This is a genomic window from Oceanobacter kriegii DSM 6294, assembly GCF_000422845.1.
Lineage (GTDB): Bacteria > Pseudomonadota > Gammaproteobacteria > Pseudomonadales > Oceanobacteraceae > Oceanobacter > Oceanobacter kriegii.
In genome coordinates, this window is the sequence record NZ_AUGV01000019.1 from 74,130 (window position 1) to 95,732 (window position 21,603).

Annotated in this window: 18 protein-coding genes and 1 tRNA gene; 8 read left to right on the forward strand and 11 right to left on the reverse strand. The window is 55.5% G+C overall.

Going from position 1 to position 21,603, the window contains the following annotated elements:
• Nucleotide 1 precedes the first annotated feature (1 nt).
• Genes pilQ through G516_RS0110995 form a run of 5 tightly spaced genes read right to left on the reverse strand, consistent with a single transcriptional unit; the run spans nucleotide 2 to nucleotide 4,938 of the window.
• Nucleotides 2–2,107: a type IV pilus secretin PilQ gene (gene pilQ, locus G516_RS0110975; RefSeq protein ID WP_028293700.1), complete on the reverse strand. Its 2,106-nt coding sequence runs from the start codon at nucleotides 2,105–2,107 to the stop codon at nucleotides 2–4.
• A 1-nt stretch (nucleotide 2,108) separates the two neighbouring features.
• A complete protein-coding gene (locus tag G516_RS0110980; RefSeq protein WP_051219283.1) occupies nucleotides 2,109–2,654 on the reverse strand; it encodes a pilus assembly protein PilP in 546 nt (181 codons plus the stop codon).
• Complete coding sequence (locus G516_RS22075) at nucleotides 2,647–3,288, reverse strand: type IV pilus inner membrane component PilO (RefSeq protein ID WP_036535934.1); 642 nt, start codon at nucleotides 3,286–3,288, stop codon at nucleotides 2,647–2,649. Before G516_RS22075 ends, G516_RS0110980 begins: the two co-directional genes overlap by 8 nt.
• Nucleotide 3,289: 1 nt before the next feature.
• Nucleotides 3,290–3,841 (reverse strand): PilN domain-containing protein, encoded by a 552-nt coding sequence (locus tag G516_RS0110990; protein WP_028293702.1) that lies wholly within the window; start codon nucleotides 3,839–3,841, stop codon nucleotides 3,290–3,292.
• Nucleotides 3,841–4,938: a pilus assembly protein PilM gene (locus G516_RS0110995; protein WP_051219285.1), complete on the reverse strand. Its 1,098-nt coding sequence runs from the start codon at nucleotides 4,936–4,938 to the stop codon at nucleotides 3,841–3,843. The genes G516_RS0110990 and G516_RS0110995 overlap by 1 nt, the downstream gene beginning before the upstream one ends.
• Nucleotides 4,939–5,139: 201 nt before the next feature.
• Here G516_RS0110995 and G516_RS0111000 point away from each other — a divergent pair, with 201 nt between their 5' ends.
• A complete protein-coding gene (locus G516_RS0111000; protein ID WP_169449526.1) occupies nucleotides 5,140–7,704 on the forward strand; it encodes a penicillin-binding protein 1A in 2,565 nt (854 codons plus the stop codon).
• Between the two features lie 75 nt (nucleotides 7,705–7,779).
• Here the strand turns inward: G516_RS0111000 and G516_RS0111005 are convergent, their stop codons facing one another.
• Nucleotides 7,780–9,186, reverse strand: a complete 1,407-nt coding sequence (locus G516_RS0111005) for an FAD-binding oxidoreductase (protein ID WP_084645000.1) — start codon at nucleotides 9,184–9,186, stop codon at nucleotides 7,780–7,782.
• A 237-nt stretch (nucleotides 9,187–9,423) separates the two neighbouring features.
• Between G516_RS0111005 and serA the strand changes: the two genes are divergently transcribed.
• A complete protein-coding gene (gene serA, locus G516_RS0111010; protein WP_028293706.1) occupies nucleotides 9,424–10,653 on the forward strand; it encodes a phosphoglycerate dehydrogenase in 1,230 nt (409 codons plus the stop codon).
• Between the two features lie 112 nt (nucleotides 10,654–10,765).
• Here serA and G516_RS0111015 read toward each other — a convergent pair whose 3' ends face one another.
• From G516_RS0111015 to hisB, 5 genes are all read right to left on the reverse strand, one after another.
• Nucleotides 10,766–12,949 carry a TonB-dependent receptor plug domain-containing protein gene (locus G516_RS0111015; protein ID WP_169449527.1) on the reverse strand — a complete coding sequence of 728 codons (2,184 nt, stop codon included), beginning with the start codon at nucleotides 12,947–12,949 and terminating at the stop codon, nucleotides 10,766–10,768.
• Nucleotides 12,950–13,081: 132 nt separating this feature from the next.
• Nucleotides 13,082–13,843 carry an imidazole glycerol phosphate synthase subunit HisF gene (gene hisF / locus G516_RS0111020; RefSeq protein ID WP_028293708.1) on the reverse strand — a complete coding sequence of 254 codons (762 nt, stop codon included), beginning with the start codon at nucleotides 13,841–13,843 and terminating at the stop codon, nucleotides 13,082–13,084.
• Nucleotides 13,844–13,857: 14 nt separating this feature from the next.
• The gene (gene hisA, locus G516_RS0111025; RefSeq protein ID WP_028293709.1) at nucleotides 13,858–14,601 is read right to left on the reverse strand and encodes a 1-(5-phosphoribosyl)-5-[(5-phosphoribosylamino)methylideneamino]imidazole-4-carboxamide isomerase; all 744 of its coding nucleotides are present in this window, start codon (nucleotides 14,599–14,601) and stop codon (nucleotides 13,858–13,860) included.
• Between the two features lie 34 nt (nucleotides 14,602–14,635).
• A complete protein-coding gene (gene hisH, locus G516_RS0111030; protein ID WP_028293710.1) occupies nucleotides 14,636–15,280 on the reverse strand; it encodes an imidazole glycerol phosphate synthase subunit HisH in 645 nt (214 codons plus the stop codon).
• 22 nt (nucleotides 15,281–15,302) lie between these two features.
• Entirely contained in the window at nucleotides 15,303–15,893 is a 591-nt protein-coding gene (gene hisB / locus G516_RS0111035) for an imidazoleglycerol-phosphate dehydratase HisB (protein WP_028293711.1), read from the reverse strand.
• A gap of 124 nt (nucleotides 15,894–16,017) precedes the next feature.
• Between hisB and G516_RS0111040 the strand changes: the two genes are divergently transcribed.
• The 6 genes from G516_RS0111040 to G516_RS0111065 all read left to right on the forward strand — a co-directional run bounded on the left by G516_RS0111040 (nucleotide 16,018) and on the right by G516_RS0111065 (nucleotide 21,518).
• Nucleotides 16,018–16,452, forward strand: coding sequence for an acetyl-CoA sensor PanZ family protein (locus tag G516_RS0111040; RefSeq protein WP_028293712.1), 435 nt, complete (start codon nucleotides 16,018–16,020; stop codon nucleotides 16,450–16,452).
• Nucleotides 16,453–16,506: 54 nt separating this feature from the next.
• Complete coding sequence (locus G516_RS0111045) at nucleotides 16,507–17,151, forward strand: MlaC/ttg2D family ABC transporter substrate-binding protein (RefSeq protein ID WP_084645001.1); 645 nt, start codon at nucleotides 16,507–16,509, stop codon at nucleotides 17,149–17,151.
• A gap of 397 nt (nucleotides 17,152–17,548) precedes the next feature.
• Nucleotides 17,549–19,945 (forward strand): EAL domain-containing protein, encoded by a 2,397-nt coding sequence (locus G516_RS22080; RefSeq protein ID WP_051219286.1) that lies wholly within the window; start codon nucleotides 17,549–17,551, stop codon nucleotides 19,943–19,945.
• 34 nt (nucleotides 19,946–19,979) lie between these two features.
• Nucleotides 19,980–21,050: an A/G-specific adenine glycosylase gene (gene mutY / locus G516_RS0111055; RefSeq protein WP_036535940.1), complete on the forward strand. Its 1,071-nt coding sequence runs from the start codon at nucleotides 19,980–19,982 to the stop codon at nucleotides 21,048–21,050.
• 32 nt (nucleotides 21,051–21,082) lie between these two features.
• Nucleotides 21,083–21,361 (forward strand): oxidative damage protection protein, encoded by a 279-nt coding sequence (locus tag G516_RS0111060; protein WP_028293715.1) that lies wholly within the window; start codon nucleotides 21,083–21,085, stop codon nucleotides 21,359–21,361.
• A gap of 81 nt (nucleotides 21,362–21,442) precedes the next feature.
• Nucleotides 21,443–21,518 (forward strand) — tRNA-Phe (locus G516_RS0111065).
• Nucleotides 21,519–21,603 lie beyond the last annotated feature (85 nt).

The following is a 21,603-nucleotide window of genomic DNA, read 5'->3' on the forward strand; positions in this document are numbered from 1 at the left end:
TCTAGTTTGTATTAAACGAGTCCTTCAGCAGCTTCGGTGTAATGAAGACAAGCAGTTCGCTCTTGTCATCCGAGTTGCTGGTATAGCGGAACAGTGCACCAATCAACGGCAAATCCCCAAAGAACGGTGTCTTGCTGACGGATTTAACCTGCTCAGACCGGAAGATACCACCAAGTACCACTGTCTCGCCATTGTCTACCAACACTTGTGTCTGCACAGCGTTGGTATTGATCGTTGGAATACCCGATGCAGTCGTCTCACCTACCGAGTCCTGGTTGATCACCAGATCCATGATAATGCGGTCATCCGGGGTGATCTGCGGCGTCACTTCAAGGCGCAGTACCGCTGACTTGAAGGAGGTCGAAGTAGCACCACTGGAGGTCGCTTCCTGATATGGAATCTCGGTACCGGATTCAATAAAGGCGGTCTGACCATCGGCGGTGATCACTCGCGGCTGGGAAACAATTTCTGCACGGCCGTCGGTCTCAATCGCAGACAGTTCCAGATCCAGCAGGTAATCCGCCGTCTGATAACCAATCGCAAAGGTTGAGGCGTTGCTGGCGGTGGCGGCAAAATCAACGATGTTGGCATCAGACAAGCTCAGCTCGCTGCTGCTGTCACCGGAGGCGCGGTCAAACAGGATCTGGTTGGCTTCGGACAGGGTAGTCTGGCTGCCACCGGCGGTGGTCCAGTTGGAGCCGTTGTCCTTGTAGAAACCGCCACCCCACTTGACGCCCATTTCTTCGCCCACGGTGGTTGAGGCGCTGACAATGCGCGCTTCGATCAGCACCTGTCGAACTGGCACGTCGAGCATCACCAGTGCTTCACGCACTTTTTCGAGGTTAGCCGCGGTGTCTTTCATCAAAATGGTGTTGGTACGCTCATCAACGACTGCAGAACCACGCTCGGACAGCAGACCACCCTCACCAGAGGTAAGGATGTTGGCAATATCAGCGGCCTTGGCGTAGTTGAACTGCATGAACTCCTGCACCAGCGGCGCCAGCTCTTCAACCTGCTTGACCGCTTCCAGTTCAATCTTCTCACGCGCGGCAATTTCTTCCGCCGGAGCAATCAACAGCACAGAGCCCATCTGACGCTTACCCAGTGCCTTGGTTTTCAGCACCAGATCCAGCGCCTGATCCCAGGGTACGTTTTGCAGGCGCAGGGTAATGCTGCCCTGAACCGTGTCAGAAGCCACCAGATTCAAGCCAGTGAAGTCAGCAATCAGCTGCAATACCGCACGTACTTCAATGTTCTGGAAGTTCAGCGACAGTTTTTCACCGGTGAACGGGAATTTCTTCTTACGCTCGGCGGCGACTTCTTCCTGTTCTTCGGAGACGTTGATCGACAGCAAACGGTCGGTCTGATAAGCCAGATACTCAAAGTCATCCGAGGTTGGCTCGATCACAATGCGGGTACCACCTTCGTGATCCTTGGCATCGACGTATTGAACCGGCGTTGCAAAGTCAGTTACATCCAGACGACGGCTGAGTTCACGCGGCAGACGCACACCTTCCAGGTCGGCGATGATTTTGGAACCTTCGCGACGGATATTGGCAGACGCTTTCGGATCGTTCAGCATGATCTGAACCTGACCGTCGCCCAGCTCACCACGGCGGAAGTCGACGTTAACCACCTTGAGGGCGGCATTGGCAGCGGAGCGAGCCGGAGTCACGGCAACCATGGCGCCAGTGTCTGGGGTGTCGATGGTTGCAGGGGCTTGTTCAGAGCCCACTCGAACCAGCAGGGTGTTACCTTCTGCGGTTGTTGTATAAGGCACCATGCGAGACAGGTTGATCACCAGACGGGATCGATCCTGAGTGGTCAGCACCACCGCAGAACGGGCGTTACCGGCACCAATCTGATGACGCTTGGATTTCAGGCCGCTGACAACCCCGGGCATATCAATGGCAATACGGGCGGGCTTTTCAATGGTGTAGCCACTGATGTCCGGAGCCGCACCGTCAAATTCGAGCAAAATTTCAGTCACGTCGCCCGGCAGGGACGAAAAACGGATGTCGTTCAGCATGGCGGCGGAGGCTACACCAGAGGCCAGCAACACACCCAGTGCGACCACCGTTCTGGCCAGAGTGCTAAAGAGGTTCATATCAGTTTTCTCCGCCTAATCCTTCAAGAGCTATTGTTTTAGGACGTTCAACCCAGCCACCCAGGCCATTCGGAACAATTTCAATCAAACTTAACCGGTTACCAGACACCGACAGAATGCGTCCGTGGTTCTGGCCCATGTAATATCCTTCGTGCACTCGCACTACGCTGCCATCGCCGTCGCGAATCAGTGCCCACAGCACCTCATCTGCACCACGCATGGTACCCACCATGGAAAGCTCACCGAGCGGGTATTGCTCAAGGTGCTCTTTCGGGCGGTCGAAGTCCGGCCGCACATTACTGGAAGGCGCCATGCCGCTCAGGCTTTTATCCACCACCACAGGCAGCTCGAATGGCGAACGCAGGCCCGCCGCGCTGTAGCTGAAATATTCGTACGGTTTGAACACCGGAATTGGTTCAATACGGCCACGAGGCTTGGCCATCGTCTGCTTCACGTATTGTTGCAAATCGGTGTTACCGGTTTCCGAGCAAGCTCCCAGAAACGATCCAGCCAGTACGACGGCAATCAGTCGGAACATCTTAGTCATCCTCGCCACCACCGTACTGATAGGTTTTGGCCAGGATCTTCATTTTCAGCTCACCACTGTCCTGCTTGGCCGACGAAATCGAAAAATCGTGCAGCGTCACGATTCGTGGCAAGGCCGCCACACCGGACACAAACGCACCCATTTCATGATAGCCGCCACGCACCTCAATGGTGATCGGCAGCTCGTTATAAAATTCTGCTTCGCGCAGTGGTTGTGGCGAAATAGCGTCCAACTGCAAACCGGCACCCAGTGCAGTAGCACTGATGTCGTCAACCAGACCCGGCACTTCGGTGTCTTTTGGCAGCTGCTTCAGCAAGGAGCCAAAGCTTTCCTGCATTTCTGCCAGCTGGGCCCGGTAGGCATCCAGATTGGCAGCCCGGAACGCCTTGCGCTCGATGTCTTTCTTGAGCGTGGTTTCCTGAGCGATCGCGCGGTCCAGGCTCTCACTTGTATCAGCAACCAGCAGAAAGTAACCACCCACAATAACGGCGACAAACACCAGTACGCAGAAAAAAATCTTGCCCGGCAGCGGCCAGCTACCCATGTCGTTCCAGTCGATTTCATTGATGTCGTTAACATCAAGCTCGCCGAGCTTTTCACGCCAGGCGTTGAAGTCGAAACCCTTGGCAGCCATCTTAAAGCTCCTCGTTGTTACGAGGTTCTACGCGCTTCATGGCGACCTCAAACTGGTTACGGCCATTGTCCAGTGCCTTCACCCCCAACAAGGACGGATCGGTGAACCACTCGGACTCATCAAAGGTACGCATCAGCGCCGCCACCCGGTTGTTCGATTTGGCCTCACCCTGCACCAGAACGCGCTCACCGGTCACATCCAGCGAGGTGTAGAACAGGTCATCCGGCACTGCACGCGCCAGATCATCAAACAAACGCACGATCACCGGACGGTTACCTTGCAGGTTCTGGATCAGCTCCATGCGTTCAATCAGCTGCTTACGGGTATCCGTCAGCTCATTGATCTCGGCAATGCGCTTGTCGATGGCGGTAATTTCTTTCTTCAGGTAGTTGTTACGTGCGTTCTGGTGACTCAGCTCGCCGTCGTAATACCCACTGACACTGAAAATCAGAAAGGCAGCGACACCCGCCACCAAACCGACCAGCATCAGAAATTGCTTCTGGTTCTCCTGCCGCAGCTCTTCACGCCACGGCAACAGGTTAATATTTGCCATTAACGGGACCCTCTCATCGCAAGACCGCAAGCAACCAACAACGATGGTGCATCAGCGCTGAGCACATTGACGTTAACCTTCGAAGACACCGCCATATCGCGGAATGGATTGGCCACCAGAGTTGGCATCCCCATTTCCTCCGAAACCTTCTCTGCCAACCCGTCGAGGGCCGCAGTGCCGCCAGCCAGAACGATGCTGTTCACTTCATTGAACGGGCTGGACGAGAAAAAGAACTGCAAGGAGCGGCTGATTTGCTGCAATACCGCGTTACGGAACGGTTCCAGCACATCCTGCTCAAACTCTGGCGGCAGACCATCACCGGTTTTCGCCAGCATGGCTTCCGGATGGTTGAGGCCATAGCGACGCATGATGTCTTCAATGAGCTGATTGCCACCGAACAGCTGTTCGCGAGTATAAATAGAAGCACCATTGTGCAACACGCTCAGTGTCGTCATGGTCGCACCAATATCAATGATAGCCACGGTTTGCTGGGATTCGTCTTCCAGTTGCGGCTTGATCAGCTCGAACGCGCGTTCGGTACAGTAGGCTTCAATATCCACGATTGCAGCTTCGAGGTCTGCGTACTCGACCGCATCTTTGCGACGTTCGACCGTTTCGGAACGACAGGCTGCCAGCAGAACATCCACCACACCTTCGTTATTTTCGAGGGTGCCCTGAATCTCCCAGTCGAGGGAAACTTCTTCCAGCGGGTACGGAATGTACTGGTCGGCTTCGGCGCGAATCTGAATATCCATCTCGGCATCGTTCAGATTGGCGTTCATTTGAATATTTTTTGTAATCACCGCGGAACCGGCGACGGCAAGTGCTGCCTTACTGGCAGATGAACGGGATTTGGTCAGCGCCCTTTTGATGGCTTCGCCGACTTCTTCGTCATTGTGGATATTCTGCTCCACAATGGCATCGTTAGGCAGGGGTTCTGAAGCATAGGCTTCAACCCGGTAACCGGCGTCAGAGTGACTTAATTCCAGGACCTTAACTGACGTGGAACTGATGTCCACTCCAAGAAGGGCTTTGCCCTTCTTGCCAAACAAGCTAGCCAGCACCACAAAATCCCCTTGAAAATCGAGAGCTTGCATCAACAAGCTCAGAATAATCCTATATTTGGGCGGTCATTATAAGCACAATCCTATAAAAAGGACAAAAAAGGCTTATAATGCCGCGACTGCGCAAGAGACTACGCCGTCAACGCTATTTATCTTATGAGCTTTCTTAAATCTGCAATAAAATTCTTCAGCTGGCTAATACTGGCAATCGCCTCCGGAACGGGCATTGTCTGCATGGCCATTTATCTATATCTGGCCCCGGATCTGCCTGATCCTGAACAGCTGCGCGACGTCGATCTGCAAACGCCGCTGCGAATCTATACTGCTGATGGCAAGCTCATCAGTGAGTACGGCGAAAAACGTCGATCCCCGTTGCCTTACAGCGAAGTCCCCCAGACCTTTATCGATGCATTGCTGGCGTCCGAAGACGATGCGTTTTTCGAGCACTATGGCGTCGATATTAAAGGACTTCTGCGCGCCACGCTGGAACTGATTCGCACTGGCAGAAAGAAATCCGGCGGCAGTACCATCACCATGCAGGTCGCCAAGAACTACTACCTCAGCAGCGAGAAAACCTTCGCCCGTAAATTCACGGAAATATTACTGGCATTAAAAATCGAAAAAACGCTCAGCAAGGAAGAAATTCTCGAGCTTTATATTAATAAAATATATTTGGGCAAACGGGCTTATGGTATCGAAGCCGCCGCTCAGGTTTATTACGGTAAATCAATAAACGAATTAACTCTGGCCGAAACGGCCATGATCGCCGGCCTGCCGCAGGCACCTTCCGCCGCCAACCCGATCCGCAACCCGGAGCGCGCCAAATCCCGCCGCAACTACGTGCTGGCCCGGATGCACACACTGGGCAAGATCACCACCGAGCAGTTCGACACGGCTCTGGTTGCCCCAATCACGGCGGAATACCATGGCGCTACGTCCGAAGTAACCGCTCCTTATATTGCCGAAATGGTGCGCCGCGACATGGTGGAGCGCTATGGCAACAAGACCTACACCGAAGGCTATGTGGTTAAAACCACGCTCGACAGCCGCCGTCAGGAAGCGGCCACCCTGGCCTTGCAACGCGGCCTGCTGAACTACGACCGCGCCCATGGCTACCGCTGGGAAGCCAACAGCGTCAAACCGGTTCTGCTGGGTGAAGACGACAACAGCAACATCAGCAGCGACGACCTCCCTGAGTGGGCAACACAAGACCAGAACAGCGACAGCCAGATCAATTGGGCAGCCACCATCGAACAATGGCAGCACCTGTTGAGCAAGGAAGACAGCAAGGGCAACCTGCAACATGCGATTGTTGCCAAAGTAGATGACGACGGGGCCTGGCTGGTGATGGAAGATGGCACTGCCCGCTTGCCATTTGCCGGTGTGGAATGGGCTGCTCGCTATATCCACGTTAACGCCACCGGTGCCAAACCGGAAAAAACCGCCGACGTATTAAGTCAGGGCATGCAAATCTGGGTTGAAGAACGCGATGGCCAGTTGTTACTGGGCGAGCCGCCGGAAGCCGAAGGTGCGATTGTGTCGCTAAACCCCAACAACGGTGCGATTCAGGCCCTAAGCGGCGGCTTTGAACAATCCGCCAACCAGTTCAACCGTGCCACCCAGGCATTGCGCCAACCCGGCTCCTCCTTCAAGGCCTTCATTTATAGTGCTGCACTGGAAAACGGCTTTACGCCGGCCAGCGTCATCAACGACGCCCCGGTGGTATTCCGCGATGCGTCACTGGAAAGCACCTGGCGCCCGGAAAACTACAGCGGCAAATTCTATGGTCCAACGCGTCTGCGTGAAGGCCTGTATCGCTCCCAGAATCTGGTCTCCATTCGCATCCTGAAGCAAATGGGGCCACGTACCGCAGTTCGCTACATTGAACCCTTCGGCTTCCCGAAAGGTCGCCTGAGTGCCGATTTGTCGTTGGCACTGGGTGCAAGCGCGGTCGCGCCGATCGAGCTGGCCACCGGCTATGCCGCCCTGGCCAACGGTGGCTTTGCAATTCAGCCATTCTATATAGATAGCATTGAAGATTCCGCTGGCACCCTGCTGTTCAAGGCCAACCCGGCCCTTGCCTGCCGTCACGGTTGCGATGACCTGAAAGCCGAAGCCGAACAAGCTGCCACTCTGGCGATGCTGGAAAACGAAACCGCCGATGAACAATCTCGCGGCAGCGGCATTGCAGCCAGCGACGCGCTGGTCAGCGAAGACCTCTCAACCGGTACTGCAACATCATCAACCGACGACGCGGACGACGCTGTGTTTGAACCGCAGCCACCCGTGTTTGCACCACGCGTGATGGACGAGCGCACCAACTTCCTGATGGTGAACATGCTCAAGGACGTGATCCAACGCGGCACTGGCCGCCGGGCCAAGGCTTTGAACAGACACGATCTGGCAGGTAAAACCGGCACCACCAACGACCAGTTCGACGCCTGGTTCTCGGGTTTCAACCCGAACCTGGTCACCACGGTGTGGGTCGGCTTCGACCAACCCTCCACTTTGGGCCGCTGGGCTCAAGGCGGCACCACCGCCCTGCCAATCTGGGTCGACTACATGCGCACAGCACTGGCAACCGAGCCTGAAGTGCAGCTGGAGCAACCCGACGGCATTGTGTCTGTTCGTATTGACCCCAAAACCGGCCTGCTGGCAGCACCCAGCCAGAACAACGGCATCTTCGAGTACTTCCGTCAGGAGAACGTGCCGACAGAAACCGCCTTGCCAGACTACGTTGAGCAAACCGGTGAAGATAACGACAGCGGCCTGAGCGCCACCCCTGAGCTGCTGTTCTGACCTTCAGGTCAGATCAGCAGGCATAAAAAAACCGGCGCATGCGCCGGTTTTTTGTGTCTGATCGGGACGAGCCGATCAGTCCATATCGATCAGCTTGCCCGGGTTCATCACGTTGTTCGGGTCGAACGTGGCCTTGATGGCTTTCATGTAAGCAATCTCGGCAGCGGAGCGGGAATAGTGCAGGTATGGCTTTTTGGTCAGACCAACACCGTGCTCAGCGGATACCGAACCGTCGTACTTCTCGGTAATTTCAAAGACCCACTTGGAAACCTTGCCGCAACGTTCGAAGAATTCTTCCTTGGCCAGATCGTCCGGCTTGAGGATATTCAGGTGCAGGTTGCCATCACCAATGTGACCGAACCAGACGATTTCGAAGTCAGGGTATTCGCGTACCACCACCTCTTCTACTTCCGCCAGGAACTCAGGCACCTTGGAAACCACTACGGACAAGTCGTTCTTGTACGGCGTCCAGTGGGAAATGGTTTCGGAGATGTCTTCACGCAGACGCCACAGGTTAGCCGCCTGGGTTTCGTTCTGGCTGATAGCGCCATCGTAAACCCAACCTTCTTCCATGCAGGACTCGAACAGCTGCATGGCAACGTCCATCTTGTCGTCGGTGTCGGCTTCGAATTCCAGCAGTGCGTAGTATTCGGTTTCGGTCTCGAACGGTGCTTGTACATCACCACGAGCCAGTACTTTTTTCAGTGCCTTGTCGGAGAAGAACTCAAACGCGGTCAGGTCCAGACCAGACTGGAACTTGTGCAGCACGTTCATGATAGCGGTCATTTCCGGCACGCCTAGCACCAGTACAGTCAGGTTTTTGGCTGGACGAGTCAGACGCATGGTCGCTTCAGTAACAAAGCCCAGCGTGCCTTCACCACCGATGAACAGGTGACGCATATCGTAACCGGTGTTGTTCTTCAGCAGGTCCTTGTTCAGACGAACAATCTCACCCTTACCGGTTACCACCGTCAAACCAGCCACCCAGTCGCGGGTCATACCGTAGCGGATCACCTTGATACCACCAGCGTTGGTAGAAATGTTGCCACCAATCTGGCTGGAACCAGAGGAAGCAAAATCCACCGGGTAGAACAAGCCATTGTCTTCGGCAAATTGTTGCAGTTGCTCGGTAATCACACCCGCGCCACACTTCACGGTACGGTCGACCGCATTGAAGTCGGAAATCTGGTTCATGTAGTCAAACGCAACCACGACCTCACCATTGGCCGCTACCGCGCCAGCGCTCAGGCCAGTACGACCACCGGATGGCACCAGTGCCAGACCCGCTTCGTTGGCCAGCAGCACAATCTGCTGTACCTGCTCAGTGGTTTTCGGGAATACAATGGCAGAAGGCTTGGGATCGAGGATCTTGGTCCAGTCCTTACCGAAGGTTTCCAGGGAATCGGCATCGGTACGAACCTTGTCTTCACCAACAATGGCCGACAGGCGTTCAACAAGGGCGTCTTGGGTCAATTGCGTCATGGCTTGATTATCCAGGGCTTATCCGGGGATTTATGAGAATTCGTCATGCCATCCTGAGGGATCATCGCGATGATGACTGGGACGGAGTATCACATTTGAAAGCCACATATGTTACCATATGCGACCTGTTTTTCGGAGATCTTTCTCCCTGTGGGCACTCTGTAAAGACAGACCGACCGCACATCTCTATATAATCCGGACCGCCCATTGCTGGTCTGCACCTCAAGAAGGTACCCCATGGCACAAACGTCCCTCGACAAAAGCAAGATCAAATTCCTCTTGTTGGAAGGCGTGCATCAATCCGCTCTGGACACGCTCCAGGCCGCCGGTTACACCAACATTGAATACCTGAAAACGTCTCTGCCAGACGAAGAACTGAAAGAGCGCATCAAAGACGCTCACTTCATCGGCATTCGTTCCCGTACCCAGCTGACCGAAGAAATCTTCGAAGCTGCAGAGAAGCTGATTGCTGTTGGCTGTTTCTGCATCGGTACCAACCAGGTTGATCTGAAAGCGGCGACCAAGCGCGGTATTGCAGTATTCAACGCTCCATACTCCAACACCCGTTCTGTTGCTGAACTGGCCATTGCCGAAATCATCATGATGATGCGCGGCGTGCCAGAGAAGAGTGCCGTTTGTCACCGTGGCGGCTGGCAGAAATCTGCTGCCAACTCCTACGAAATCCGTGGCAAAAAGCTGGGTATCGTGGGTTACGGCAACATTGGTACCCAGCTGTCCGTAATGGCTGAAAGCCTGGGCATGAAGGTGTACTTCTACGACATCGTCACCAAGCTGCCAATCGGTAACGCCACTCAGGTGGGTTCCATGGAAGAACTGCTGGGTCTGGCCGATGTGGTTACCCTGCACGTACCAGAAACCGAATCCACCAAGTGGATGATGGGTCCTGAACAGTTTGCCCAGATGAAGCAAGGTTCTATCTTCCTGAACCTGGCTCGTGGCACCGTGGTCGACATCGACGCACTGGCTGACTCCCTGCGCAGTAAGAAACTGCTGGGTGCTTCCATCGACGTATTCCCGGTTGAGCCACGCAGCAACGACGACGAGTTCGTAAGCCCTCTGCGTGAATTCGACAACGTGATCCTGACCCCACACGTGGGTGGTTCCACCATGGAAGCACAGGAAAACATCGGTAAGGAAGTGGGTGAGAAACTGGCCACTTACAGCGACAAAGGCACCACCACAGCCTCTGTTAACTTCCCGGAAGTTGCCCTGCCATCCAACCCGAACGTTCACCGTATCCTGCACATTCACAAGAACGTGCCGGGCGTGATGAACGCCATCAACCGCATCTTTGCAGAGAACGACATCAACATCTCTGGTCAGTACCTGCAAACGGTTGAAGACATCGGTTACGTGGTGATCGATGTGGCCAAGTCCACCAGTGACCTGGCACTGGAAAAAATCATGGAAGTGGAAGGTACTATTCGCGCCCGCGTTCTGTACTGATCCCTGCTCTATAAAAAACGCCTCGGCTGCCAATGGCAGTCGGGGCGTTTTTGTTGGTGATCTGTGCCAGCTGTCGTTCTTGTTCAGCCTGCCGATTCAGGTAAACAAACCCTCACCAGCTCCAGCGAGCTGTCAGCCAATTGTTCCAACGCTCATTGCGTTCATATTGCAGTCGCCCGGCCAGTGGATCGTACTGGCTTTCCAGCGCCACTTCCCAACGCTGGAAACTGCGTGCCAATCGCCCGGTCAGACGACGCTTGGTGTAAAGCTCAGACTGGGAATAGCTGCCACCACTGCGGTAACGGCCCTGGTCATACCAGCCGCCCAACATCCACTGCCAGTCGTCACGCTGACCCGTCCAGGCCAGACGCACACTGTTCTCCGCCCCGACCGTCAACTCCTGACTGCTGTCTGAATCCGCCGAACGGTTTTGCACAAGACCCACCAGCCACAGCTTCTGTTGATTACTCAGCGCCCAGTCAAGCTGCCACTCCAGGCCGGTCAGGCTCATACCGGAGTTTTCATCCATACTGCCATTCAGCAAACTCACCTTGCCGTGAATCAGCCGCTGCATACGCTCGTGAAAGACCTTCACATCCAGGCTCAGGCGCGGGTCGCTGAACATGCCGTAATATCCCAACTCCCAGCTGTGAATCGACTCGCCGTTCAGCTCACCCTCCCAATCAGAGGCGTCTGTACTGAGGAACAACTCGCCACTGGCAAGCCCGAGGTAGTTGTCCGTCAGGCCGTTCACCTGAGCACTCGCCGCCATGTAACGCTCCGCCAGATCCGGCGAGCGATGACCGCTGGCGTACTGGAAGCGAACACTGCTGCGATCGTCCAGCAGGTGGGTCAATGCCAGCCTTGGTGAAAAATACACACCGTCGTTCTGCTGGTAGTCCGCAGTCAGCGACAGGAAAGCCAACCAATCTGGCTGGAAGCGATATTCAACACTGGAAAATGCCATCACATTGCTTTGCGACAGCTTGCCGCCAAACCAGGTTTCCGAAGCGGCTTCGTCGCGCCGAAAGGTCAACCCCTGCACCGAACGCAAGGTATCACTCCACCAGCGGGTGTACTCCAACTCCATTTCCAACCGCTGTTCGTAGAGGTCGTAGTCACCCTCACCACAAGTGACTTCATCCAGCGCGCCAGCGTTCACCGCGCGGGCGGCAATGGTACGAACCAGCTCGTAGTCTTGCTCAGACACCTGAGCATTTTGCCCTTGTGATGCCAGATAAGCTTCCAACTGTGATGCCGACACCACGCCATAGGCCAGGCCCTGATAAACCTGTTCAATTTGCTGGCGCTCGGCCGCAGATGTCGATGGATTACTCAGCGGCAGAACGCCGTAGCCCAGCGCAATCGCCAGCGACCGATTGTTGCGGTACAAGCGACCCAGGTCGGCGTCATAGGCCATGCTCGGAGTGCAGGCCTGATACTGTTTTTCCTGATTCTCGGCCTGCCAGGCAACACGTGCCTGCCAGCTACCACTGGCGCCATCGGCGCTTTTCAGCTTCAGCTGCACCATGTCGGTGATGGACTGCTGCTGCGGCTGACCGATGTGGAAATTTTCGTCCCCCAACAGGTTGCGACGCAGTCGCTGACGACCCACTTGCCAATTCAGTTCGGAATCGTCGTCCAACTGCGACGTACCACTCCAATGGCCACCTTCGACCCAGTTTTGCTCTGGTATTTCGACCGGGTTATTAGAGGCTTGCTCGCCTTCGTGATGGGCAAACAGGGATAACCGCGTCGGCGCACCAAAGGCCTCAAAGCCAATACTGCCATAGCCTTGCTTACGCTGTTGCTGGCCTGCAGAAAGCCGCAGTGCGGCCCGGGCGCTGTCAGCCGGGTGGCGGGTAATGAGGTTGATCACGCCCTGAAAGGCGTTCATGCCGTAGGCGGAGGCACTGGCACCGCGGGTGATTTCAATGCGCTCGATATCGTCCAGCGCAACATTAAACTGATCCCAGTCGACACTGGCAAAGGTGGCCCGATAGATAGAGCGACCATCCACCAGCACTTCAAGACGGCGCGCCAACGCCACATCACCGGAGTGGTAAACCACACTGGACTGATTACTGTCGAGTTCCTGGGCAACAAACATGCCCGGCACATACTGAAAGACGTCGACCAGACGACGAATACCCCATTGGCGTATTTGCTCGGCGGTGATCAAGGTAACACTGGCTGGAACTTCAGTCAGAGGCTGGTGCAGGCGCACCGGACTGAGAACGGTAGGGATGTCTGGCTCAAACTCATCAAACACATCGGCCTGAGAAGCGGAACTCACAGCAACAAAACACGCCGCCCAAACAAGCGGGCGTCGAACACCGAGGGCCATACATCAATCCTTTGAAAACGTCTGGGCATTATTCCACGAAACGCAACAAAGTTGACCCTCGAATGTTCAGTTTTTGGCCATTTACAGGCGCATTTCAATGCCCGCAGCGGCCATATGCTGCTTGGCCTGCTCAACCGTGTATTCACCAAAGTGGAAAATACTGGCGGCCAGCACGGCATCGGCCTTGCCTTGCAGTACACCGTCAACCAGGTGGTCGAGGTTACCAACACCACCAGAGGCAATGACCGGAATGTTCACAGCATCGGAAATCGCCCGGGTCACGCCCAGGTCGAAGCCGGACTTCACGCCATCACGGTCCATTGAGGTCAGCAGGATTTCACCGGCACCGTATTCGGCCATCTTCGCCGCCCACTCAACGGCGTTGATACCGGTTGGCTTGCGGCCACCATGGGTGAAAATTTCCCAATGGTTGTCGCCAACCTGCTTGGCGTCGATCGCCACCACAATGCACTGGGCACCGAATTTCTCCGACGCTTCGCGAACAAATTCCGGGTTGTAGACCGCTGCCGAGTTGATAGAAACCTTGTCGGCGCCAGCGTTCAGCATGTTGCGAATATCCGCCAGTTCGCGGATACCACCACCAACGGTCAGTGGAATAAACACCTGCTCGGCAATGGCTTCCACCATATGCACGGTGGTGTCACGGCCTTCGTGGCTGGCGGTGATGTCCAGAAAGGTAATTTCATCAGCGCCCTGATCGTTGTATCGCTTGGCGATTTCAACCGGGTCGCCAGCGTCACGAATGCCAACAAAGTTCACGCCTTTGACAACGCGGCCCTTGTCGACATCGAGGCAAGGAATAATACGCTTGGCCAATGCCATGGAAATTCTCCTGCTTACGCCTGACCAGTCAGTTCGTCAGCCAGTTTCTGGCTTTCTGCAACATCCAGCGTGCCTTCATAAATCGCACGACCGGTGATTGCACCCAGAATGCCCTTGTTGGCAACCTTGGCCAGATTGCGAATATCGTCGATGTTGGTGACACCGCCAGAAGCAATCACAGGAATGCCACCTTCCACCGCCAGTTCAACCGTGGATTCCAGGTTCACACCCTGCATCATGCCGTCGCGGGCAATGTCGGTATACACGATGGCAGATACACCGTCGTTCTTGAACTGCTTGGCCAGATCCACCGCTTTCACTTCAGACACTTCGGCCCAGCCATCGGTAGCCACAAAGCCGTTCTGAGCGTCCAGACCAACAATCACCTTGCCCGGGAACGCCGCACAGGCTTCTTTTACAAACTCCGGCTCTTTTACCGCTTTGGTGCCGATGATCACGTAGCTGACGCCCGCTTTCACATAGGCTTCAATGGTTTCCAGCGTACGGATACCGCCACCAATCTGAATAGGCAGACCCGGAAATTCCTTGGCAATGGCAGTCACGGCTTCGCCGTTCACCGGGGTACCGGCAAAGGCACCGTTCAGATCCACCAGGTGCAGACGACGGCAACCGCCATCGACCCAACGGCGGGCCATTTCAACCGGGTTGTCACCAAATACGGTGGAATCGTCCATACGGCCCTGACGCAGGCGTACGCATTGGCCGTCTTTCAAATCGATGGCTGGAATTACAAGCATGAGAGAAACCTTTTAAGCAGCAGGGAGTGAACGATCAGGCCTGACCGTCCCACTCCAGAAAATTCTTCAACAGGGCCAAACCGGCGTTGTGGCTCTTTTCCGGATGGAATTGCACCCCGAAGACGTTGTCTTCGCCAATGGCAGCAGCAAAATCAACGCCGTAGTGGCCAGAGCCTTTGACGTGCTCGGCACGCTGGGCTTCTACATAGTAGGAATGCACAAAGTAGAAACGGGTGTCGTCTTCGATCCCGTTCCACAGCGGATGGTGAATCTGGCGAACCTTGTTCCAGCCCATGTGCGGAACCTTGAGCTTCTCGCCGTCTTCAATCAGGTCGTTGCCGAAGAAGCGCACCTCACCCGGGAACAGGCCCAGACAATCAACGCCGCCGTTCTCTTCCGAACGATCCATCATGCCCTGCATGCCAACACAAATACCCAGCAATGGCTTGGTCTTGCGGGCTTCAGCCACCACCTGATCGATGCCCTGGGCGCGGATTTCGGCCATGCAGTCGCGCATGGCACCCACACCCGGCAGCACCACGTGGTCGGCCTTGCGGATGATCTCGGGATCACCGGTGACAATCACTTTGGTATCGCCGGCCACCGCCTGCAAGGCACCGTGGGCAGAGTGCAGATTGCCCATGCCGTAGTCGATCACGGCGCATGTTTTACTGGTCAAAACGTTATCCTTCCTGAATGCCTTACAGACAACCTTTGGTAGACGGCATCACACCGGCCATACGAGGGTCCATTTCCACCGCCATGCGCAGGGCACGACCGAACGCCTTGAAGATGGTCTCGGCCTGATGGTGCGCGTTAAAGCCCTTGATGTTGTCGATGTGCAAGGTCACCTTGGCGTGATTCACAAAGCCCTGGAAAAACTCCCAGAAGTTCTGGGTATCCAGACGACCGATGCTGCCACGGGTGAAATCGCAGTTGAAGCTCAGCCCCGGACGACCGGAGAAGTCGATCACCACACGAGACAGCGCTTCGTCCAGCGGCACATAGCTGTGGCCGTAACGAACAATGCCTTTCTTGTCGCCGATGGCTTCAGCAAACGCCTGACCGAGGGTGATACCGATGTCTTCCACCGTGTGGTGATCATCGATATGCAGGTCGCCCTTGCAGAAAATATCGAGGTCAATCAGTCCATGACGGGCAATCTGATCCATCATGTGCTCCAGAAACGGAACACCCGTGTCGAAGTTACTTTTACCAGTACCATCCAGATTGATGGAGATTTTGATCTGGGTTTCCAGGGTATTACGTTCGACCGTTGCGGTGCGGGCCATGGAACAACTCCAAACTCTCGCCAAAGAAAAAGGAAAGCATTATAAAGTGCGCGGTGGAAAACCTCCATGGAACATGCGCACCAGATACGCTGTCCCAGCCTAATATTGCGAAAGAGAAGCTCCCGTGCCGGTAAAACTTGAACATATTCGCCAACCCGATGCCGCCGACTGGCAGGATATAGCCAAAATCCAGCAAGATGCAGGTACCGAAATCCTGCTGCCGGAAGCACTGGAAAGTGCACTGCAACAGGGCCACTGGCTGGTTGCAGCGCGATTCAACGACCGCCTCGTTGGTGTCATACTTTGTTCGCAAAATGGTGACATGGTCACACTTGAATACGCCGCAGTGCGCTCTATTACCCAACGCCGTGGCGTTATGCATCAGACAATCACCCTGCTGCAACAATGGGCCGATCGCGAGCAAGTGAGCTTACTGATTACGCAGCTGCCGGCTGAACTGGCGGCAGCGGCTCAGCGACGAGACTTTCGTGAAACGGCGGCAGGTTGGTGCCGGGATAGCAACAATCTGTCCAGCGACAGCCGGATTTTAAAGAGTTAACAACCCAATATACTCAGCGAATCCAGATAGCGAGACAAATACAAGGATAACAGGATGACTATGCTCAAACGTTTTGCAGCGGTACTGGCCTTCGGCCTGATCGGCCTCAATGCCTGGGCGAACAGCAACCCCACTGAAGTGGTTAGCCAGGCGACCAATGGCTTGATTGAAGAACTGAAACAGACGCCAGAAGCCGACCGCTCCGAAGAGATGGTCAAGCAACTGGTGATGACCTACATCGTTCCAGCCATTGATCAGGAAAAAATCGCCATGGGTGCGATGGGCAAATACTGGCGCCTGGCTTCCCCGCAGCAGCGCACCGAATTTATTGAGCGCTTCCGCGAATTGCAGATTCACACCTACAGCGGCGCCTTCCGTGCCTTCAGCGGCGAGAAGCTGAACTTTGAAAGTGCTCGCATCAACGACAAGGGCGACCGCGCTTTGGTACAGGGCCAGCTGACCCAGACCAACGGTAACGTGATCCCGATCGACTTCAAGCTGTACCTGTCTGACGATGGCCAATGGCGTGTTTACGACGCCGTGGTATCCGGCCTGAGCATGGTGAAGACCTACCGCGACCAGATGAGCAACCGCCTGCAAGGTACCAACCCGGGCAACGCCTCGAAGCGTATGGATGCCTTGCTGGAAGAACTGAAGCAGGAAGCCGAGCAAAAAGACGACAGCCAGAACGCTGCCTGATTCTCGCCAGGGCCCTCCCTCCTGCGGGCTGGGGCACGTTGCCTTTATAGCGACACGCCCCAGCCCAGTTACTATTCTCCTTCCCTGCGTCTTTTACCTCCCGCTACCTTCTGCACTTCTCGCCTACACCCGCTCCTACCTAAACCTCACCGATCTTAAACCTCACCCTGCTTAAACTCCTCCCGCTGCTCAGCCTGTTCAGCCGCGGACTGGTCATTCGGCACACACTGACAAAAATTAACGCTCGTTCGTACAGTTACATTCTGTCTAATCCGGCAAACCCCGATTTTGTGAACCATACTTGTTGACGAATTTCATTGCTGCGCTCGGTCGACAGGCCTGACGGTATTTGTCCAACACCGGCGGAGAAACGCATTAACAGGGAACGGCTGTATTCATGTTATTCCGCCAACACAATCTGAAAGCGCGCCTGACCATCGTCGTTGTGATTGCCACCACGCTGACGCTGCTGCTTTCCGGAGGCGCCTACGTCGGACTGGAGTACTACCTCACCAGTCATGCCAGCAAACAACGCATTAACACCATTGCAGAAATGGCAGCCCGCTCGGCAGCGCAGGAAATCAAGCAGCAGCAGTTCGATACCTTGCAGGCCGACCTGCAATCACTCAGCGTTCACCCTGCCATCACCCTTGGCTGCCTGTACAACCAGCAAGGTGGCTTATTGGCACATTACGATCGTGAAACCGCGGTGGCATCGGGCTGCCCGGCCACCAGCAATGGTGCCGTCAGCAGTGCCAACACCCTGGTGGTGCCACTCACCACCAGCAACAATGTGATTGGCTCGCTGCGCATCAATCACGACGACCAGCCGGTACAACAGCGACTGCTGCGCTTCCTGCAAATCAGTGTCGCCATCTGGATTGTTTCCATGGCACTGGCTTTTCTGGTGGCGATTCGTATTCGGGAAGGGCTATTCGGCCCCTTGCGCGACCTGTCCGACTTCCTGGCCCGCATCACCCGCGAGCGCAACTACTCGCTGCGAACCCCCAGCAAGGCTTCCGATGACTACGGCAAATTGCTGCTGCAAGTAAACGAGCTGCTGCACGCCACCGAAACCGACCAATCGACCCTCAAGCTGAACGAAGAGCGATTCCGCAAACTGGCCGAGTTCTCGCCGGTGGGCATCTTTCAGGTCGATAAAAACGGCGTGCTCCGTTACGTCAACCAGCGCTGGCGGGATATCCACAACCTCACTAACGAGATTCCGGACATCGAACAATGGTTCAGCTGCATTCTGGCCGCCGACCTCGAAGCCACCCGCTTTGCCTGGGAGAACCTGGTCTCCCAACAAGAAAGCATTGAGCTTGACCTACGCTTGCAGCAACGCGACGGCAGTCATGCCTGGATTCATTTAATGGCCAGTCCGATGCACGACCGGGATGGCGAAGTGATTGGCTATCTGGGGGCGATTTCAGACATTTCAGAGCTGAAATCCGCTCAGTTACAGATGGAAAACCTCGCCTTCTACGACGCCCTGACCGGGCTGGCCAACCGGCGGCTGTTCAAGAACCGACTGTCGAAGTCGATCAAATCCGCCGAGCGCACCCAATCGACTCTGGCGCTGATGTTCCTCGACATGGACCAGTTCAAGCGCATCAACGACTCCATGGGACACGATGCCGGCGATTTGCTGCTGCAGGAAGTATCGCGCCGGCTTAGCGCCAACGTGCGCGACAAGGATACGGTATCGCGCATTGGTGGTGACGAGTTCACCATCCTGCTGACCGACGTAAAACGCATTTCCGACGTTAAAACCGTGGCTGAAAAGATCCTCGAAGCCCTCGCCGAACCCATTCGCATCAAAGGCCAGGACATCAACACCTCGGTGAGCATCGGCATTACCCTGACGCCGCAGGATTCCACCGACCCCAACACCCTGATGAAAAATGCCGACCTGGCCATGTACAAGGCCAAGGAGCTGGGGCGCAACAACTACCAGTTTTTCTCGGAAGAAATGAACAAGGAGATTCTGGAGCACCTGGCGTGGGAGCAGGAAATTCGCGACGCCCTGCACGAGAACCAGTTCAGCCTGGTGTATCAGCCCAAGGTCAGCCTGCAAAACTACGCCATTACCGGGGTTGAAACACTGATTCGCTGGCACCACCCCATCAAGGGCTTTATTCCACCAGACCGTTTCATCAAGGTAGCCGAGGAAACCGGCCAGATCATTGATATTGGCCGTTGGGTAATGCAAAACAGCTGCCGCGAGATCCAGTCATTTATCGCCTCTGGCGACATGCCATTCGACACCCGCATCGCCGTCAACCTGTCGGCCAAACAGTTTGCCGACCCCGACCTCGCCAACATGATCCGCAAAACGCTGGAAGAAACCGGCATGTCGCCCTCCAACCTCGAGTTGGAGATCACCGAAAGCACCCTGATGCTGGACGTCGAGAAAGCCATCGCTACCATGTCGGCCCTGCGGTCTTACGGCATCCGCTTTGCCATCGACGATTTTGGCACCGGCTACTCATCTTTGTCGTACCTGAAAAGCCTGCCCATTGAAGTATTAAAAGTCGATCGATCCTTCGTCAACGACATCCCCGTCGACAGCAACGACATGGCCATCACCGCCGCCGTCATCGCCATGGCCCACAAACTGGGCCTGCAAGTGGTGGCAGAAGGCGTTGAATCGGAAGATCAGGTAGAATTCCTGCGCCAAAACCGCTGTGACGAAGGCCAGGGGTACCTGTTCAGCCGACCGCTGGATGTACCACAACTCGAAGAATTTCTGGCCAAAACCCGTGCAATGACACTGGAAAGCAGCAAATAATCCGAAAAAGCACCAAAAACAGCGCCAGAACTTGATGAGCCAGATCACCGCCAACGCCCCACACAACGACCGGGCGTTCTCTGAAACCGTGCTTGAGTGGTACCACCAGCATGGCCGCAAACACCTGCCGTGGCAGCAAGACATCAGCCCTTACCGGGTATGGGTGTCTGAAATCATGTTGCAGCAAACCCAGGTCGCCACGGTTATTCCCTATTACCAGCGCTTTATGGAACGCTTTCCGACGGTACAGGCGCTCGCCGCTGCCGAACAGGACGAAGTGCTGCATCTGTGGACCGGACTGGGCTACTACGCCCGTGGCCGTAACCTGCACAAATGCGCCCAAACCGTCGTCGACCAGCATGGCGGTGAATTCCCCCGCAGCGTCGAACAGCTGGCCGAGCTGCCCGGCATTGGCCGCTCAACCGCTGGCGCCATTGCCTCCATCAGTATGGGCGTACGCGCCGCCATTCTGGATGGCAACGTCAAACGGGTGCTGACCCGCTTCTATGCCATTGAAGGCTGGCCCGGCACCACCGCCGTTCAGAATGCCATGTGGGACATTGCCGAACGACTGACACCTGAACACAGCCACCGGGAATATACCCAGGCCATGATGGACATGGGCGCTACCCTCTGCACCCGCAGCAAACCCGCCTGTGGCATTTGCCCACTGCAACCAGGCTGTGCAGGCTACGCCAGCGGCAAACCGACCCAATACCCCAACAGCAAACCGAAAAAAGAAAAGCCCGAAAAACACGCCTGGCTGCTGATGATCCGCAACCCCGACGGTGAGTTTTTACTGCAACAACGGCCACAAACCGGCATTTGGGGTGGCCTGTGGAGCTTCCCCGAAGCCGACTCACTGGCCAACGCCGAACAACAACTGGCCGCCAGCTACGGCGACAGGGTCAAACAGATTCAGGAGCTCAGCAGCTTCCGACACACCTTCAGCCACTACCACCTGCATATTCACCCGGTAGAGGTTGAACTGGACCGCCTGACCGATCACATAGGCGAGCAGACAGTGCATTGGTACAATCCCCGTCAACCGAGCGAACTCGGATTGGCCGCACCCGTCATCAAACTGCTGCAAAACCAACTCTGAGCATCAAACCACAGCCTACACGGGAGTTTTTCATGAGCCGCACCGTTTTCTGCCGCAAATACCAACAAGAGCTGGAAGCCCTTGCACAGGCCCCGTTCCCGGGCCCAGTGGGTGAAGACATCCTCAACCACGTATCCGCCAAAGCCTGGGCCGAATGGACCGAACACCAGACCCGCCTGATCAACGAAAAGCACCTCAACATGATGGACAAGGAAGCCCGCAAATACCTCACCGAACAGCGGGACAAATTCCTCAGCGGCGGCGATTTCGACAAGGCCGAAGGCTATGTGCCTGAAAAACCTGAAAATTAATTCAGAAAAGTTGTTGACAGAAAAACGGGATGGCTGTTTAATGCGTCCCACTTGAGCGAGACACCAAACGTCAGCCAAGACGCCCAGATAGCTCAGTCGGTAGAGCAGGGGATTGAAAATCCCCGTGTCGGTGGTTCGATTCCGCCTCTGGGCACCACCAAATCCCATAAAAAACAGCCACTTACGAAAGTAACTGGCTGTTTTTTTATGCCTGTAGTTTAGGCTCGGGCCAGTTCAGGGCC

Excerpts from the sequence above, each read along its gene's own strand:
- pilQ (WP_028293700.1), bottom strand. The coding sequence starts at position 2,107 with ATGAACCTCTTTAGCACTCTGGCCAGAACGGTGGTCGCACTGGGTGTG.
- G516_RS0110980 (WP_051219283.1), bottom strand. The coding sequence starts at position 2,654 with ATGACTAAGATGTTCCGACTGATTGCCGTCGTACTGGCTGGATCGTTT.
- G516_RS22075 (WP_036535934.1), bottom strand. The coding sequence starts at position 3,288 with ATGGCTGCCAAGGGTTTCGACTTCAACGCCTGGCGTGAAAAGCTCGGC.
- G516_RS0110990 (WP_028293702.1), bottom strand. The coding sequence starts at position 3,841 with ATGGCAAATATTAACCTGTTGCCGTGGCGTGAAGAGCTGCGGCAGGAG.
- G516_RS0110995 (WP_051219285.1), bottom strand. The coding sequence starts at position 4,938 with ATGCAAGCTCTCGATTTTCAAGGGGATTTTGTGGTGCTGGCTAGCTTG.
- G516_RS0111000 (WP_169449526.1), top strand. The coding sequence starts at position 5,140 with ATGGCCATTTATCTATATCTGGCCCCGGATCTGCCTGATCCTGAACAG.
- G516_RS0111005 (WP_084645000.1), bottom strand. The coding sequence starts at position 9,186 with ATGACGCAATTGACCCAAGACGCCCTTGTTGAACGCCTGTCGGCCATT.
- serA (WP_028293706.1), top strand. The coding sequence starts at position 9,424 with ATGGCACAAACGTCCCTCGACAAAAGCAAGATCAAATTCCTCTTGTTG.
- hisF (WP_028293708.1), bottom strand. The coding sequence starts at position 13,843 with ATGGCATTGGCCAAGCGTATTATTCCTTGCCTCGATGTCGACAAGGGC.
- hisA (WP_028293709.1), bottom strand. The coding sequence starts at position 14,601 with ATGCTTGTAATTCCAGCCATCGATTTGAAAGACGGCCAATGCGTACGC.
- hisB (WP_028293711.1), bottom strand. The coding sequence starts at position 15,893 with ATGGCCCGCACCGCAACGGTCGAACGTAATACCCTGGAAACCCAGATC.
- G516_RS0111045 (WP_084645001.1), top strand. The coding sequence starts at position 16,507 with ATGACTATGCTCAAACGTTTTGCAGCGGTACTGGCCTTCGGCCTGATC.
- G516_RS22080 (WP_051219286.1), top strand. The coding sequence starts at position 17,549 with ATGTTATTCCGCCAACACAATCTGAAAGCGCGCCTGACCATCGTCGTT.
- mutY (WP_036535940.1), top strand. The coding sequence starts at position 19,980 with ATGAGCCAGATCACCGCCAACGCCCCACACAACGACCGGGCGTTCTCT.
- G516_RS0111060 (WP_028293715.1), top strand. The coding sequence starts at position 21,083 with ATGAGCCGCACCGTTTTCTGCCGCAAATACCAACAAGAGCTGGAAGCC.